This window comes from Burkholderia sp. AcTa6-5 (genome assembly GCF_017815075.1).
In the GTDB taxonomy this organism is placed as follows: domain Bacteria; phylum Pseudomonadota; class Gammaproteobacteria; order Burkholderiales; family Burkholderiaceae; genus Burkholderia; species Burkholderia sola.
Window position 1 is genome coordinate 22223 of the sequence record NZ_JAGIQE010000019.1, and the last position, 15616, is coordinate 37838.

The 15616-nt window shown below is 67.7% G+C and carries 14 protein-coding genes; 5 read left to right on the plus strand and 9 right to left on the minus strand.

From position 1 onward, the window contains the following. The first annotated feature begins 175 nt into the window (after positions 1-175). Together J8I33_RS23670 and moeB are read left to right on the plus strand one after the other, a co-directional pair. The gene (locus J8I33_RS23670) at positions 176-1729 is read left to right on the plus strand and encodes a S41 family peptidase (RefSeq protein WP_050014777.1); all 1554 of its coding nucleotides are present in this window, start codon (positions 176-178) and stop codon (positions 1727-1729) included. 104 nt (positions 1730-1833) lie between these two features. Next, positions 1834-2586: a molybdopterin-synthase adenylyltransferase MoeB gene (moeB, locus tag J8I33_RS23675; RefSeq protein ID WP_050014775.1), complete on the plus strand. Its 753-nt coding sequence runs from the start codon at positions 1834-1836 to the stop codon at positions 2584-2586. Between the two features lie 68 nt (positions 2587-2654). Here the strand turns inward: moeB and ptsP are convergent, their stop codons facing one another. The 7 genes from ptsP to J8I33_RS23710 all read right to left on the minus strand — a co-directional run bounded on the left by ptsP (position 2655) and on the right by J8I33_RS23710 (position 10096). Beyond that, the gene (gene ptsP, locus J8I33_RS23680) at positions 2655-4427 is read right to left on the minus strand and encodes a phosphoenolpyruvate--protein phosphotransferase (protein WP_050014919.1); all 1773 of its coding nucleotides are present in this window, start codon (positions 4425-4427) and stop codon (positions 2655-2657) included. Between the two features lie 201 nt (positions 4428-4628). Continuing rightward, on the minus strand, positions 4629-4898 hold the full coding sequence (locus J8I33_RS23685; protein ID WP_006477716.1) for an HPr family phosphocarrier protein: 270 nt from the start codon (positions 4896-4898) through the stop codon (positions 4629-4631). A gap of 79 nt (positions 4899-4977) precedes the next feature. Continuing rightward, complete coding sequence (locus J8I33_RS23690) at positions 4978-5448, minus strand: PTS fructose transporter subunit IIA (RefSeq protein WP_050014761.1); 471 nt, start codon at positions 5446-5448, stop codon at positions 4978-4980. 231 nt (positions 5449-5679) lie between these two features. After that, positions 5680-6636 carry a glutathione synthase gene (gene gshB / locus J8I33_RS23695; protein WP_124593426.1) on the minus strand — a complete coding sequence of 319 codons (957 nt, stop codon included), beginning with the start codon at positions 6634-6636 and terminating at the stop codon, positions 5680-5682. 27 nt (positions 6637-6663) lie between these two features. After that, positions 6664-7953, minus strand: coding sequence for a glutamate--cysteine ligase (gshA, locus tag J8I33_RS23700; protein ID WP_050014757.1), 1290 nt, complete (start codon positions 7951-7953; stop codon positions 6664-6666). Between the two features lie 243 nt (positions 7954-8196). Then, on the minus strand, positions 8197-9720 hold the full coding sequence (locus J8I33_RS23705) for an ammonium transporter (protein ID WP_050014755.1): 1524 nt from the start codon (positions 9718-9720) through the stop codon (positions 8197-8199). A gap of 37 nt (positions 9721-9757) precedes the next feature. Continuing rightward, complete coding sequence (locus tag J8I33_RS23710) at positions 9758-10096, minus strand: P-II family nitrogen regulator (RefSeq protein WP_006398175.1); 339 nt, start codon at positions 10094-10096, stop codon at positions 9758-9760. Positions 10097-10452: 356 nt separating this feature from the next. Between J8I33_RS23710 and J8I33_RS23715 the strand changes: the two genes are divergently transcribed. Together J8I33_RS23715 and J8I33_RS23720 are read left to right on the plus strand one after the other, a co-directional pair. Continuing rightward, positions 10453-10704 (plus strand): accessory factor UbiK family protein, encoded by a 252-nt coding sequence (locus J8I33_RS23715; protein ID WP_006489451.1) that lies wholly within the window; start codon positions 10453-10455, stop codon positions 10702-10704. 255 nt (positions 10705-10959) lie between these two features. Then, positions 10960-12564 carry a YifB family Mg chelatase-like AAA ATPase gene (locus J8I33_RS23720; RefSeq protein ID WP_050014747.1) on the plus strand — a complete coding sequence of 535 codons (1605 nt, stop codon included), beginning with the start codon at positions 10960-10962 and terminating at the stop codon, positions 12562-12564. A 333-nt stretch (positions 12565-12897) separates the two neighbouring features. Here the strand turns inward: J8I33_RS23720 and J8I33_RS23725 are convergent, their stop codons facing one another. Beyond that, entirely contained in the window at positions 12898-13470 is a 573-nt protein-coding gene (locus tag J8I33_RS23725; protein WP_124556159.1) for a hypothetical protein, read from the minus strand. A gap of 158 nt (positions 13471-13628) precedes the next feature. On the opposite strand from J8I33_RS23725, the gene J8I33_RS23730 reads away from it, so the two are divergent. Next, entirely contained in the window at positions 13629-14165 is a 537-nt protein-coding gene (locus J8I33_RS23730) for a TlpA disulfide reductase family protein (protein ID WP_050014745.1), read from the plus strand. Positions 14166-14244: 79 nt separating this feature from the next. Here the strand turns inward: J8I33_RS23730 and J8I33_RS23735 are convergent, their stop codons facing one another. After that, positions 14245-15597: a sigma-54 dependent transcriptional regulator gene (locus J8I33_RS23735; protein ID WP_176016590.1), complete on the minus strand. Its 1353-nt coding sequence runs from the start codon at positions 15595-15597 to the stop codon at positions 14245-14247. Between the last annotated feature and the right edge of the window lie 19 nt (positions 15598-15616).

Genomic DNA, 15616 nt, shown 5'->3' on the forward strand with positions numbered 1-15616 from the left:
CCGCGGTCGAATCCGCTTTCGAACCCCGCAGCGCGCCCGGCGGCGCCCCGGCCGGGCCCTCAGCGGCCTTTTCGACGCTTTTCGCGCCGTTCCACTGAGTAATCGGACGAACAGTTATACTTGTCCGCTACATCCCCGCTACCGCCACGCGCTTCCCGACCGCACCAGACTCTCTATGCGAATGAATTTGAAGAACATCGGCCTGATTGCCGCGGGCCTCGCCACGGGCGTGTTCGCCACGCTGCAGGTTTCCGCATCGGCCGAGCAGACCGCCACGGCGCCGCTTCCCCTCGACCAGCTCCGCCTGTTCGCGGAAGTATTCGGGCAGATCAAGCGCGAGTACGTCGAACCGGTCGACGACAAGAAGCTGCTGACGGCCGCGATCAAGGGCATGGTGTCGAGCCTCGACCCGCACTCGTCGTTCCTCGACAAGACCGACTATGACGAACTGCAGGAGCAGACGAAGGGCCGCTTCGCGGGCCTCGGCATCGAGATCTCGCAGGAAGACGGCCTCGTCAAGGTGATCTCGCCGATCGAGGATACGCCCGCGTTCCGCGCCGGCATCCGTCCGGGCGACCTGATCACGCGCATCAACGACAAGCCGGTGCGCGGCATGACGCTCGACAAGGCCGTCAAGCAGATGCGCGGCGAGCCGGGCACCAAGGTCACGCTGACGATCTTCCGCAAGAGCGACGACCGCACGTTCCCGGTCACCGTCACGCGCGCGATCATCAAGGTCCAGAGCGTGAAGATGAAGATGCTCGATCCGGGCTACGCGTACGTCCGCATCACGAGCTTCCAGGAGCGCACGACGCCCGATCTCGCGCAGAAGCTGCAGGACATCGCGCGCCAGCAGCCGAACCTGAAGGGCCTGATCCTCGACCTGCGCAACAACGGCGGCGGCCTGCTGCAGAGCGCGGTCGGCGTGGCCGGCGCGTTCCTGCCGCCCGACTCGGTCGTCGTGTCGACCAACGGCCAGATCCCCGATTCGAAGCAGGTCTACCGCGATACGTACGACAACTATCGCCTGCCGTCCTTCGACGGCGATCCGCTGAAGAACCTGCCGCCGGTCTTCAAGACCGTGCCGATGATCGTGCTGACGAACGCGTATTCGGCGTCCGCGTCGGAAATCGTCGCCGGTGCGCTGCAGGATTCGAAGCGCGCGCAGATCATGGGCAAGACGACGTTCGGCAAGGGTTCGGTGCAGACGGTCCGCCCGATGACGGCCGACACCGCGCTGCGCCTGACCACCGCGTACTACTACACGCCGAGCGGCCGTTCGATCCAGAACAAGGGCATCACGCCGGACGTGCCGGTCGATCAGTACGCGGACGGCGATCCGGACGACGTGCTCGTGACGCGCGAGGTCGACTACACGAACCACCTCGCGAACACGCAGGACCCGAACGAGAAGAAGGAACAGGAAGAGCGCGAGCAGCGCCGGCTGGATCAGCTGCGCATTCTCGAGGAGCAGAACGACAAGAAGACGCCGGAGCAACGCCAGAAGGATCGCGATCGCAAGCCGATCGAGTTCGGCAGCGCCGACGACTTCATGATGCAGCAGGCGCTCAACAAGCTCGAAGGCAAGCCGGTCCAGGCGTCGAAGTCGCTGCTCGCCGAGAGCACGACGAAGGGCCCGGCCGCCAAGGCCGCCACGGCGGCGAAGGCATCGGGCGCGAGCGCCGCGAAGCCGGCTTCCGCACCGAAGCCCGCGTCGGCGCCGCAGTAAGCGCCGGGCGGCATCCAACGGGCCATCGCGGGAAGACCGCGATGGCCCGTTTTTCATGCGCGCCTAAAATAACGAACGTCCGCCCGCCTCGCTCACGATTCCCCATGAACGACGATCAACTCCTTCGCTATTCCCGCCACATCCTCGTCGACGAAATCGGCATCGACGCGCAGCAGCGCTTTCTCGATGCGCATGCGATCGTCGTCGGCGCGGGCGGCCTCGGCTCGCCGGCCGCGATGTATCTCGCGGCGTCGGGGGTCGGCACACTCACGCTCGTCGACGCCGATACGGTCGACCTCACGAACCTGCAGCGGCAGATCCTGCACGGGACGGCGTCGGTCGGCCGCAGCAAGGTCGAATCGGGGCGCGACGCGCTCGCGCAGCTGAATCCCGAGGTGACGGTGAACGCGGTCGCGGCGCGCGTCGACGACGCGTGGCTCGATGCGCACGTGCCGCACGCGAGCGTCGTGCTCGACTGCACCGACAACTTCGCGACGCGGCATGCGATCAACCGCGCATGCGTCGCGCACGGCGTGCCGCTCGTGTCGGGCGCCGCGCTGCGCTTCGACGGCCAGATCAGCACGTTCGATTTCCGCGACGCAGCCGCGCCCTGCTATGCGTGCGTGTTCCCGGAAGACCAGCCGTTCGAGGAAGTCGCGTGCGCGACGATGGGCGTGTTCGCGCCGACCGTCGGGATCATCGGCGCGATGCAGGCGGCCGAGGCGCTGCGCGTGATCGGCGGCATCGGCAAGACGCTCAGCGGGCGGCTGATGATGCTCGATTCGCTGCGAATGGAATGGACGACGATGAAGATCGCGCGCCAAGCCGACTGCCCCGTGTGCGGGGGCCGGCACTGACGCGCGACGGGCATGCGCCAGAGCGCGCATGCGTGACACTTCTCTACCGTTAGCGGCGGCGAAAACGCCTACGCGGCCGCATCCGCGCGCGGCTCGGCGACCGACAGCCGCTGCAGCGCCGCCTGCACTTCTTCCGGCTCGAACGCGGCCAGCACGTCGGCCGTCGGCTTCTCGAGCGCCTTCAGGTGCGCGCGCAGGATCTCCTGCTTCACGACGAGCAACTGGCTCGGGTGCATCGAGAACTCGGTGAGCCCCATCCCGAGCAACAGGCGCGTGAGCGCCGGGTCGCCCGCCATCTCCCCGCACACCGACACCGACACGCCCGCGCGCTTCGCCTCGCGCAACGTGTACGCGATCAGGTGCAGCACGGCCGGATGCAGCGGGTCGTACAGGTGCGCGACCGCGTTGTCGGCGCGATCGATCGCGAGCGTGTACTGGATCAGGTCGTTCGTGCCGATCGACAGGAAATCGAAGCGCTTCAGGAACAGCGGCAGCGCGATCGCCGCGGCGGGAATCTCGATCATCGCGCCGAGGCGCACGTTCGGATCGTATGCGAGCCCCGCGTCGTCGAGCTGGCGTTTCGCCTCGCGGATCAGGTCGAGCGTCTGGTCGATCTCCTGCGCATGCGCGAGCATCGGGATCAGGATCTTCACCTGGCCGAACGCGGACGCGCGCAGGATCGCGCGCAACTGCGTGAGGAACATCTGCGGCTCGGACAGGCTCCAGCGGATCGCGCGCAGCCCGAGCGCCGGGTTCGGCGCCGTTTCGTAGCCTTCGTCGAGCGCCTCGAGCGGTTTGTCGGCGCCGACGTCGATCGTGCGGATCGTCACCGGCATGCCCTTCATCCACTCGACGGCGCGCTTGTATGCGGCGAACTGCTCCTCCTCTTCCGGCATCGCCTTCTGATGCATGAACAGGAACTCGGAGCGAAACAGACCAACGCCGACCGCGCCGGCCTCGACGGCCGCCTTCGCGTCGTCGGGCAACTCGATGTTCGCGTACAGGTCGATCTTCGTGCCGCACAAGGTTTGCGTCGGCGAAAACTTCAGGCGCTGCAGCTTGCGTTGCTCGAGCAGCTTCTCGGACTGGCGATACGAGTATTCCTCGAGGACGATCGGCGCCGGATCGACGATCACGATGCCCTGGTCGCCATCGACGATGATCAGGTCGTCCTGGCGGATCAGCGAACTCGCATGCTGGACGCCGACCGCGGCCGGAATGCCGAGGCTGCGCGCGACGATCGCCGTGTGCGACGTGCGGCCGCCGAGATCGGTGACGAACGCCTGGAACGACTGCGTCTTGAACTGCATCATGTCGGCCGGCGCGATGTCGTGCGCGACGACGATCATCTCGTTCGTGCCGTTGCGGGCCGCGCGATCGAGCGCCTGCGACGCGGACGGCGCGCCGGCGAGCGCCTTCAGCACGCGCTCGACCACCTGCTCGATGTCGGCCTTGCGCTCGCGCAGGTATTCGTCCTCGATGTCGTCGAAATGGCGCGTGAGCAGTTCGAGCTGCTCGGTCAGCGCCCATTCGACGTTGTAGCGGCGCGTGCGGATCAGGTCGATGGTTTCCTGCACGAGCATCTCGTCGCTCAGGATCATCGTGTGGACGTCGATGAATGCGCCGACTTCGCTCGGCGTGTCGTCGGTCAGGTCGGCGCGCAGCGCTTCGAGCTCGCGACGCACGACGTCGAGCGCCGTGCGGAACCGCTCGACCTCGGCGTCGGTCTGGTTGACCTCGATCAGGTAATGGGCGACGTCGAGCGCCGCCGGCGCGATCAGGTACGCTCGCCCGATCGCGATACCTCGTGAGACGGGAATGCCATGCAGCGTGAAGGACACGCGCACCTCCTCTGTACAAGTAAAGCCGCGGCACACTGCTGCGATGCGCTTATGACCCCGGTTAGCGATTATAAATTCCGCGACTCCCTGTTGACTGCATGCAGCGCAGCATTGCGCATTTCGCATCAATGCTTCCGACGAAAAAAATGCCGCGACATCCGCGGCATTCCGACTGGAAACGGCAACGATCGCGCGTCGCGATCACTGGCCTTCGCCGAACTTGTCGGCGATCAGCTTCAGCAGCGCGTCCATCGCTTCCCGCTCGTCGGGACCTTCGGTCTCGATCGTCACGGTGCTGCCGATGCCGGCCGCCAGCATCATCACGCCCATGATGCTCTTCGCATTGATCTTGCGCCCGTTGCGTGTCATCCAGACTTCCGACTGGAAGTTGCCGGCCAGTTGCGTAAGCTTGGCCGATGCGCGCGCATGGAGCCCCAATTTATTGACGATGGTGGTTTCTTGTTGAAGCATGATTCTCGGTCGGATCGGTCGGGACCGCCGGCGGCGCGCGCAGGCGGGTCGGTCTAAAACGAAAAACGGAGACGGAGGCTCAGGGCGATTCGGTGCGCGGCTGCGGTTCGGGCGGAATCGGCGCGCATTGGCCGCAGCCGGTTTCGCTCGGCGGCGGCGGCGTGCCGGACGACACCTCGTGGACGCCCTTCGCGCCGCCGGACAGCGCCTTGTCGACCAGCTTGTCGAGCGGCACGGTGCGGTAGCAGACGGCCCGCACGAGCATCGGCAGGTTCACGCCGGCCAGCACGCGCACGTTGTCGAGCTTCGCGAGCTGGCCCGCGATGTTCGCGGGCGTCGCGCCGTACATGTCGGTCAGCACGACCACGCCGTTCTCTTCGCGCAGCCGCGCAAGTTCCGCGTGCGCGAACGCCATCACCTGGGCCGGATCGCTGTCGGCCATCACGTCGATGCAGCCGATGCGGGCGGGCACGCCGCCGTAGATGTGCGCGATGCAGTCCCGCAGCGCGGTGGCGAGCGGCGCGTGCGCGATGATCAGGATCCCGGCCATGTCAAATCGCTCCCGGCCGCCCCTGGCGGGCCGATACCCCGCGGCGGGGCAATGAGCGTAGCGAGTATGGGGAACGTTTCATGTTCAGCCTTGCAACAGTGTCGGCCCGACCGCCGGGCCTTCGGTGCGCCGATCACGGCACCGGGCAAGCGGGCATTGTAGCAGGCCGGTCAAGCTGCTCCGGCGACGGGGGACCTGCGCGGCCGCCGCCGGAGTTGCGCGGGAGGCGGCCTACGCGGCCGCACGCTCCAGCGCGTCGATGAACATCGCGGCGACGTCGAAGCCCGTCTGTTCCATGATCTCGCGGAAGCACGTCGGGCTCGTGACGTTCACCTCGGTCAGCCAGTCGCCGATCGCGTCGAGCCCGACCAGCAGCAGCCCGCGCGACGCGAGCACCGGCCCCAGCGTGTCGGCGATCTCGCGATCGCGCGGTGTGAGCGGCTGCGCGACGCCGAGCCCGCCCGCGGCCAGATTGCCGCGCACCTCGCTGCCCTGCGGAATCCGCGCGAGCGAATACGGCACCGGCTCGCCGCCGATCAGCAGGATGCGCTTGTCGCCGGCCTTGATCTCGGGAATGAACTTCTGCGCCATCACCGAGCGCGTGCCGTCGTGGCTCAGCATCTCGACGATCGAGCCGAGGTTCATGCCGTCCGGCTTCACGCGGAACACGCCCATCCCGCCCATCCCGTCGAGCGGCTTCAGGATCACGTCGCCGTGCTCGGCGTGGAACGCGCGCAGACGCTGCGCGTCGCGCGTGACGAGCGTCGGCGCGACGAACTGCGGAAACTCGCCGATCGCGAGCTTCTCCGAATGATCGCGGATCGACTGCGCCTTGTTGAACACGCGTGCGCCGGCGCGCTCGGCCAGCTCGAGCAGCCACGTCGACGTCACGTATTCCATGTCGAACGGCGGATCCTTGCGCATCAACACCGCGCCGAACGATTCGAGACGGCGCGCGTCGACCGCGCCGGCTTCGAACCAGGTGTCGCGATGCAGGTCGTCCAGTTCCCCGACGAACGTGATGCGCCGCACGTCGGCCTCGACCGCCGAGCCCGTCCACGCGAGATGGCGCGGTTCGCACGCGTACACCGCATGCCCGCGCCGGGCGGCCTCCGCCATCATCGCGTAGGTCGAATCCTTGTAGATCTTGAAACGCTCGAGCGGGTCGGCGATAAAAAGAATGTCCATGCGGGTCCTGTACGTAGCGAAGGTCCGTTACACCTGGATGGCTTCGGGGTCGGTCTTTTCCAGTTCGATCGACGACGCGATCAGCGACAGCCGCGCGACCACGCCATACATGTAGAAACGGTTCGGCGGCGCGGCGCCCGGCTTGGCGCCTGCATCCGGCAGCGCGGTGTGCTCGAAGCCGAGCGGCACGTAATGCATGCCGGGCGCGTTCAGGTTCTGGTCGCGCTCGCGGCCGCCGTGCGTGCGGTAGAAGCCGCCGACCACGTAGCGGTCGATCATGTACACGACCGGCTCGGCCACTTCGTCGCCGACGCGCTCGAACGTGTAGACGCCTTCCTGCACGATCACGTCGCGCACCGCGAGGCCGGCCTTCGATTCGGCCATCTGCGCGCGCTCGGCCTTCGTCATGCGGCCGATCTCGGCCGCGTCGTGCACGGTCATCACGCCGCGGCCCGCGGTGCCCGCGTCGGCCTTCACGACGACGTACGGCTTCTCGCTGATCCCGTATTCGCGATACTTGCGCGCGATCTTCTTCAGCACGCCGTCGATCGCGTCCGCGAGCGCCTGCTCGCCTTCATGCGCCTGCCAGTCGACGCCTTCCACGTGCGCGAAATACGGATTCACCATCCACGGATCGACGCCGACCATCTTCGCGAACTTCTTCGCGACGTCGTCGTAGCACGCGAAGTGCGTCGACTTGCGGCGCACGGCCCAGCCCGCGTGCAGCGGCGGCAGCAGATATTGCTCGTGCAGGTTTTCCAGCACGGCCGGGATGCCGGCCGACAGGTCGTTGTTCAGCAGGATCGAGCACGGATCGAAATTCTTCAGGCCGAGGCGGCGCTGCGAACGCTCGAGCGGTTCGAGCACGATCTTCTGGCCGTCGGCCAGCGTGATCGGCGTCATGTCGGTGATGCCGGGGTCGAGCGAACCGAAGCGCACGTGCAGGCCGGCCTGGCGCATGATCGTCGCGAGCCGCGCGACGTTTTCCAGGTAGAACGCGTTGCGGGTCGGCAGCTCGGGAATCACGAGCAGATTCTTCGCGTCCGGGCAGATCTTCTCGATCGCGGCCATCGCGGCCTGCACGGCGAGCGGCAGCACTTCGGACGGCAGATTGTTGAACGCGCCGGGAAACAGGTTCGCGTCGACGGGCGCCAGCTTGAAGCCGGCATTGCGCAGGTCCACCGAACAATAGAACGGCGGGGTGTGTTCCTGCCATTCGAGCCTGAACCAGCGTTCGATCGCAGGCGTCGCGTCGAGGATCTTCTGCTCGAGTTCGAGCAGCGGACCGTTCAACGCGGTAACGAGGTGGGGAACCATGAATCACTCGCGAGCGGGAGAATGAAGATTGTAGAGCAATTGCCTTGCCCATTTGGGGATTGTTCCCGGCTTCGCAAGGGTTACGAGGAAGTTTTCGGCTATTGACCCGATAGCGTGAAGGGTTATCCGCTACGGCAGTGGGTGACAGGAGAAAAAAAACCCGCCGGGTGGGCGGGTCGAAGTCGCTGCGCTCATTCGGGGCGGGCGCCGTCTGCGCGGCGGCCCGCCATGGATTCGTGTGACTTATTCCACGTGCTCGCCGTGCAGGATCACGTCGAGACCTTCGCGCTCTTCCTCTTCCGTCACGCGCAGGCCGATCGTCAGGTCGATCAGCTTCAGCAGCACGAAGCTCAGCACGCCGCTGTAGACCAGCGTGATCAGCACGCCCTTCGCCTGCAGCAGCAGGCTGCCGTCGAAGCCGCCGATGTCCTTGACCGCGAATACGCCGGTCAGCAGTGCGCCGAGAATCCCGCCGATGCCGTGCACGCCGAACGCGTCGAGCGAATCGTCGTAGCCGAGCTTCGACTTGAGCCACGTCGCCGACCAGAAGCAGATCACGCCCGCCGCGATGCCGATCACGAGCGCACCCGGTACGCCGACGAAGCCGGCTGCCGGCGTGATCGCCACGAGACCCGCGACCGCGCCCGACACGATGCCGAGCACCGACGGCTTGCCCTTGGCGATCCACTCGGCGAACATCCAGCCGAGCGCCGCGCACGCGGTGGCGACTTGCGTCGTCAGCATCGCGAAGCCGGCACGGCCGTCGGCCGCGACCGCGGAACCCGCGTTGAAGCCGAACCAGCCGACCCACAGCATCGAGCCGCCGATCATCGTCAGCACCAGGTTGTGCGGCGCCATCGATTCGCGGCCGTAGCCGACGCGCTTGCCGAGCACGAGGCACGACACGAGGCCCGCGATACCGGCGTTGATGTGCACCACCGTGCCGCCCGCGAAGTCGAGCACGCCGTCGGCCGACAGCCAGCCGGTCGGCTCCCACACCATGTGCGCGATCGGCACATAGACGATCAGCGACCAGAGCGTCATGAACACGAGCATCGCCGAGAACTTCATCCGGTCGGCGAACGCGCCGCAGATCAGCGCCGGCGTGATGATCGCGAACGTCATCTGGTAGACGAAGTAGACCGATTCCGGAATCGTCGACGCGAGGTGGCTGACGGTCAGCGTGGTCGCCTTGTCGCCCTTGATGTAGTTCATGCCGTGCAGGAACACGCGCGACAGGCCGCCGATGAAGCCGTTGCCCGGCGTGAACGCGAGGCTGTAGCCGACCACCGTCCACAGCACCGTGATCACCGCGGTGATCGCGAAGCTCTGCATCACGGTTGCCAGCACGTTCTTCTTGCGGACCATGCCCGCGTAGAACAGCGCGAGGCCGGGGATCGTCATGAACAGCACGAGCGCGGTGGACGTCAGCATCCACGCGGTGTCGCCCGCGCTGATCTTCGACGAATCGACCGAGAACGGGGCGGTGGGCGCAGCCGGGGCGGCCGGCGCGGACGCGGCGGCGGCAGCCGATGCGTCGGTCGCGCCCGAAGCCGGTGCGGCAGCGGCGGTGGCGGATGCGTCGGCGGCCGGCGCCGAAGCGGCCGGGGCTGCGGCAGCCGATGCGTCGGAAGCCGTGGCGGCGGGTGCCGAAGCAGCCGCGGTGGAACCAGCCGCGGCGGACGCCGCGTCGTCCGCGAGCGCGGAACCGACGCCGGCCGCGATCAGCGAGCCGGCCATCAGCAGGGACATCAGAAGTTTGCGCATCTTGGGTTTCCTCTTGTCGCTTGTCTTGTCTGTTCTGTTACAGCGCGTCCGCGCCTGTCTCCCCGGTGCGAATCCGGATCACTTGTTCGATCGGCGTGACGAAGATCTTGCCGTCGCCGATCTTGCCCGTGCGCGCGGCCCGCTCGATCGCTTCCACCGCCTGGTCGACGAGATCGTCGGACACGGCCGCCTCGATCTTCATCTTCGGCAGGAAATCGACCACGTATTCGGCGCCGCGGTACAGCTCGGTATGCCCCTTCTGGCGCCCGAACCCTTTCACCTCCGTCACCGTGATGCCGGAGACGCCAAGCGCCGACAGCGCCTCGCGCGTCTCATCGAGCTTGAACGGCTTGATGATTGCGGTAATGAGTTTCATGAAGTCCTCTCGCTGGGTTGTCCCGTCGAATAGAGTTGGAATGTTGTAACGGACTCTTCTCAGCAACTCGCATGCCATGTTGGCCCGAACACCGTCTCGAAGGGCTCCGGAACGGGGTCATATCCCGCGGTGTAAGGCGCCGAAGCCCGGCCGAATGGCCAACATCGGCCGGTTTGCTGGCGCGGCGAAAGGATCGTTGCTAGAGTGCACGCACGTCCCGGATCGCCGGGCCATTCACCCATGCGGGCGCCATGCCCGGAATTCGCGCCCCGCGCGCACCATTTCCGGTCATGCGTGCATCATGGGCACGTACGCAACTGAAGATGCACATTTTTTGTGCAAGGAAGGGGAATCACATGAAGCAACCCAGCGACGTTTTCAACGATCTGCAGTCGCGCGTCAGCGATTTGCTGAAAAACTCGCCGGCCAAGGACGTCGAGCGCAACGTGAAGGCCATGCTGTCGCAAGGCTTCTCGAAGCTCGACCTCGTCACGCGCGAGGAATTCGACACCCAGGCACAGGTGCTCGCCCGCACCCGCGTGCGGCTCGAGGAACTCGAAAAGCGCGTCGCGGAACTCGAGCAGAAGCTCGCCGCCCCGCAGGCCTGACGCCCTACCCGGCCGCAAGGTCCGGGCGCGGGCCGCGTCGTGCGGCCTGCGCCCGCCACCCGAAGCCGTTCCGCCCCGCTTCCTCGTCCGTCGTTCTTCGCTGCACCCTCCGCTCTTCGTAGTCCATCGCTGTTCGTCGTTCGCAACACCTCGTTCTTTCCCCGCGCCACGCCGGCAAGCGCGCATCGATTTCTCCGATTCCCGCGGCATGCGGCCCCGAACGGCCGTCGCCGCCTGTCATGCAGGAGCCTCGCCATGTCGCTCGCCGTGGTGCGCAGTCGCGCGCCCGCTTCCGGCCGCGCGCCGGACGTCACCGTCGAAGTCCATCTCGCCAACGGGTTGCCGTCGTTCTCGATCGTCGGGCTGCCCGATCTCGAAGTCCGCGAAAGCCGCGAGCGCGTACGCGCCGCGCTGCAGAACTGCGGATTCGAATTCCCGGTGCGCCGTATCACCGTCAATCTCGCGCCGGCCGACCTGCCGAAGGAATCCGGCCGCTTCGACCTGCCGATCGCGCTCGGCATCCTCGCCGCGAACGGCCAGATCCCGGCCGACGCGCTGGCCGGCCGCGAATTCGCGGGCGAGCTGTCGCTGACCGGCGCGCTGCGGCCGATGCGCGGCGCGTTCGCGATGGCGTGCGGCGCCGCGCGGGACTGGCGGGCGGACGCATGCGGCGCGGGCGTCGTCGGCGGCGCGGGCCTGAATGCCGGCGCACCGCGCGATTCCGTCGCGGCATCGCGTCCGCCCGAGCTGTACCTGCCGCTCGACAGCGCCGCCGAGGCCGCGCTCGTGCCGGGCGTGACCGTATTCGGTGCGCGCGACCTGCCCGCGCTGTGCGCGCACCTCGCCGATGCGCCGGACGGACGGCTCACGCCGGTCGCGGCGCCCTGTCTCGACGGCCTGCCGGCGCCCGCCGCGCCCGACCTCGCGGACGTCGTCGGCCAGCGCGGCGCGCGGCGTGCGCTGGAAGTCGCGGCCGCGGGCGGGCATCACATGCTGATGGTCGGCCCACCCGGAGCCGGCAAGTCGATGCTGGCCGCGCGCCTCGCCGGGCTGCTGCCGCCGCTGACCGATGACGAGGCGCTGACCTCGGCCGCGCTGCTGTCCGCGAGCCGGCTCGGCTTCTCGCCCGCGCAGTGGCGCCGCCGGCCGTTCCGTTCGCCGCATCACTCGTCGAGCGCCGCCGCGTTGGTGGGCGGCCGCAATCCGCCGCAGCCGGGCGAAATCACGCTCGCGCACCTCGGCGTACTGTTTCTCGACGAACTGCCGGAATTCGACCGGCACGTGCTGGAAATGCTGCGTGAGCCGCTCGAAGCCGGCCGCATCACGATCTCGCGCGCGGCGCAGCAGGCCGACTTCCCTGCCGCGTGCCAGCTGATCGCCGCGATGAACCCGTGCCCGTGCGGCTGGCACGGCGATCCGTCCGGGCGCTGCCGCTGCTCGCCGGACGTGGCCGCGCGCTATCTGCGCAAGCTGTCGGGGCCGCTGCTCGACCGCATCGACATCCAGATCGACCTGCCCGCGCTGTCGCCGGCCGAACTCGCGACCCGCGCGACGGCGCCCGGCGAGCCGAGCGCGGCGGTCGCCGCCCGCGTCGCACAGGCGCGGGCGCTGCAACTCGAGCGGCAGGGCAAGACGAATCACATGCTGAGCGGCCGCGAAACCGACGACCTGTGCCGGCCGACCGACGAGGGCGAGCGGCTGCTGCGCGAGGCCGGCGAGCGCTTCGGCTGGTCGGCGCGCGCGTATTTCCGCGTGCTGAAAGTCGCTCGGACGATCGCCGACCTGGCCGGCGACCCGCTGCCGACGGCCGCGCAGATCGCCGAGGCGATTCGCTACCGGCGTGCGCTGACGGCACTGTGAGCGCGCGAGGAGGACAAAATCAGGCTGTCAAGACTTGACTTATACACAATTCCACTCATCCGGCCCCGGATCGCGGCTCGTCGCGGCCTTTGCCGGACCGAATTCGTATCCTGTTGTTTTAATTGATTTTTCTCAAACGTCGAACGGGCGACCAAACGAGCCGGAAGGCCGTCCGGCGCGGCTTTGCGGGAAATACGCGCGACTTTTCAACAAAGTTATCCACATGCGCTGTGGATAGTCGAAAAACTCTCGCAAAATCCGGCGATTAGCGTCGAAAGCTGCGAATGAACTTTCAGTTGTCACCGCGTGTCTGAGCGCCCTCGCCGGCCACCGTCAATCGAGTTTGAACGAGCCGAAAAACTGGTCGAGCTGCTCCTGCGCGAGCGGCCCGTCGGCGATCACGACGGCCTGGTACGCGTGCCGGCCGCGCGCGGCAAGCCGCGCGACGATCGTCTTGCGCGCGCGATCGCCGCCGGCGGCCGCGCCCGCGATGCGCAGTTCGAGCCCGTTCACCGCGCCGCCGGCGGCGAGCGGCACCGGCACCGACGCCGTCTGCGGCGTGCCTTCGAGGTTGCGCGACAGTCCCGCGCGCAGGAAGTCGAGCGCCGCGCGCCGTGTGTCGTCGCGATCGTCCGGCAACGTCAGCGTGCCGACCGCGAATACCGCGCCGTCGACGTGCGCGGCCTGCATCCGCATCGGCATCGACTTGCCGCCGAGCGCGACCGGCTGCTCCTCGACGGTCGGCTTCGCCGGCAGGTCGATCGTGTAGCCGGCGTCGTTGTGCAGCGTGCGCCAGTCGTACGACGGCGAGCACGCGGCCAGCGCGGCGCTCACGCAGGCGAGCGCGGCGAAGTGCCGCAGCGGGCGAAAAAGGGGGCGCAACGAATCGGTGACGTCCTTCGGCATGGCATGGATCGCGGCAGGCAAAACGGCGATTATCCACCGAACCTGAAACGGGGGATGCGCGGCCGCCGCCGATGCACACGCCGCATTCGCGCTAAAATAAGCGCCGAATTTCGACGTCCTTTGCATCGATCCGCGTCATCGACCCCGAGAGCACCAAGATGAACACCACGCCTCCCGCCCGCCGCAGCACCGGCCCCGTCCGCTACCTCGTCGCGGCCGCCGTCGTCGCGGCGATCGCCGTCGCCGGCTTCTTCGCGTTCAACGGCAAGTCCAGCGTGCCGGACGCGACCTTCACGCTGCTGTCGGGCCAGAAGGTCTCGACCGGCGGCGACCTGAAAGGCAAGGTCTATCTCGTGAACTTCTGGGCGACGAGCTGCGCGACCTGCATGCAGGAAATGCCGCAGATGGTCGATACCTACAATCGCTTCAAGGGTCAGGGGCTCGAATTCGTCGCGGTCGCGATGAACTACGATCCGCCGATGTACGTCGCGAACTACGCGCAGACGCGTCAGTTGCCGTTCAAGGTCGCGCTCGACGACGGCAGCGTCGCGAAGCAGTTCGGCAACGTGCAGCTCACGCCGACGACCTTCGTCGTCGACAAGGACGGCAAGATCCTGAAGCGCTACGTCGGCGCGCCGCAATTCGCGGAACTCGACGCGCTGCTCAAGAAGGCGCTCGACGGCAACGCGGCCTGAGCGCCGCACGACAGGACTCGCAGGGCCGCACGCCGCGCCCTGCTCCGCGAAACGGACCGCACTGCGGTCCGTTTGCTTTTCAGCGCTCGGTTTCGCCTTTCGCCGACAGCCCGTAGCGCTTCATCTTCTCGTACAGCGTCGCCTTGCCCACATGCAGCCGGTCGGCCGTCGCCGCGACCGCGCCGCCCGTCTGGTTCAGCGCCTCGGCGATCACCGCGCGCTCGAACTGCTCGATGCGCTCCTTCAGCGTCTGGTCGTTGTCGGCGTCGTCGCCGGCGCCCGTTTCCGGCGGCATGTCGGCCACGCCGAGCACGAAGCGGTCGGCCGCGTTGCGCAGCTCGCGCACGTTGCCCGGCCAGTCGCGCTGCATCAGGCTCGCGCGCTGCCGGTCGGTGAGCACCGGCGCGGGCCGCCCGTAGCGCACGGCCGCATCGAGCATGAAGTGCTCGAACAGCGGCACGATGTCCTCGCGGCGCTCGGCGAGCGGCGGCAGCGCGATCGTCACGACGTTGAGCCGGTACAGCAGGTCGCGCCGGAACGTGCCGGCCGCGACGAGCTCGCTCATGTCGCCCTTCGCGGCTGCGACCACGCGGCAGTTCACGCGGATCGGCTGGTTCGAGCCGAGCCGCTCGAGCACGCCGTCCTGCAGCACGCGCAAGAGCTTCACCTGCAGCGCGAGCGGCATGCTTTCGATTTCGTCGAGGAACAGCGTGCCGCCGGACGCGTATTCGAGCTTGCCGACGCGCCGCTTCGCGGCGCCGGTAAACGCACCGGGCTCGTAGCCGAACATCTCCGATTCGAACATCGGCTCGGGCAGCGCGCCGCAATTCACCGCAATGAACGGCTTGTCGTGGCGCGGCGACAGCTCGTGCAGGCTGCGCGCGATCAGCTCCTTGCCGGCGCCCGTGTCGCCGTTGATCAGCACCGACGCGTCGGTCGGCGCGACGTTCGCGATCAGCTTGCGCACCTGCTCGATCGCGGGGCTGCGGCCGATGATGCGCGGCGCGACGACGTTCTGTCCAGCCAGCTCGCGCCGCAGCGCGTGGTTCTCGAGCACGAGCTCGCGGCGCTCGAGCGCGCGGCGCACCGTCTCGATCAGGCGCTCGGCCGCGAACGGCTTTTCGATGAAGTCGTACGCGCCGTCGCGCATCGCCTGCACGGCCATCGAGATGTCGCCGTGCCCGGTGACGAGGATCACCGGCACGTCCGGCACGCGCTCGCGGCACTGCGCAAGCACGTCGAGCCCGCTCGCGCCGGGCAGCCGGATGTCGCTGACGATCGCGCCGGCGGTATCCGCGACGATCGCCTTCTCGGCCGCCTCGGCCGATTCGAAGCCGGCGACGTCGAAGCCCGCCAGTTGAAGGCTCTGCACGCTCGCCCGGCGCACGAGCGCATCGTCCTCGATATAGATCACTTGCAGCCGGTTGGCCATCTTGGTCACTTGCTCCTGA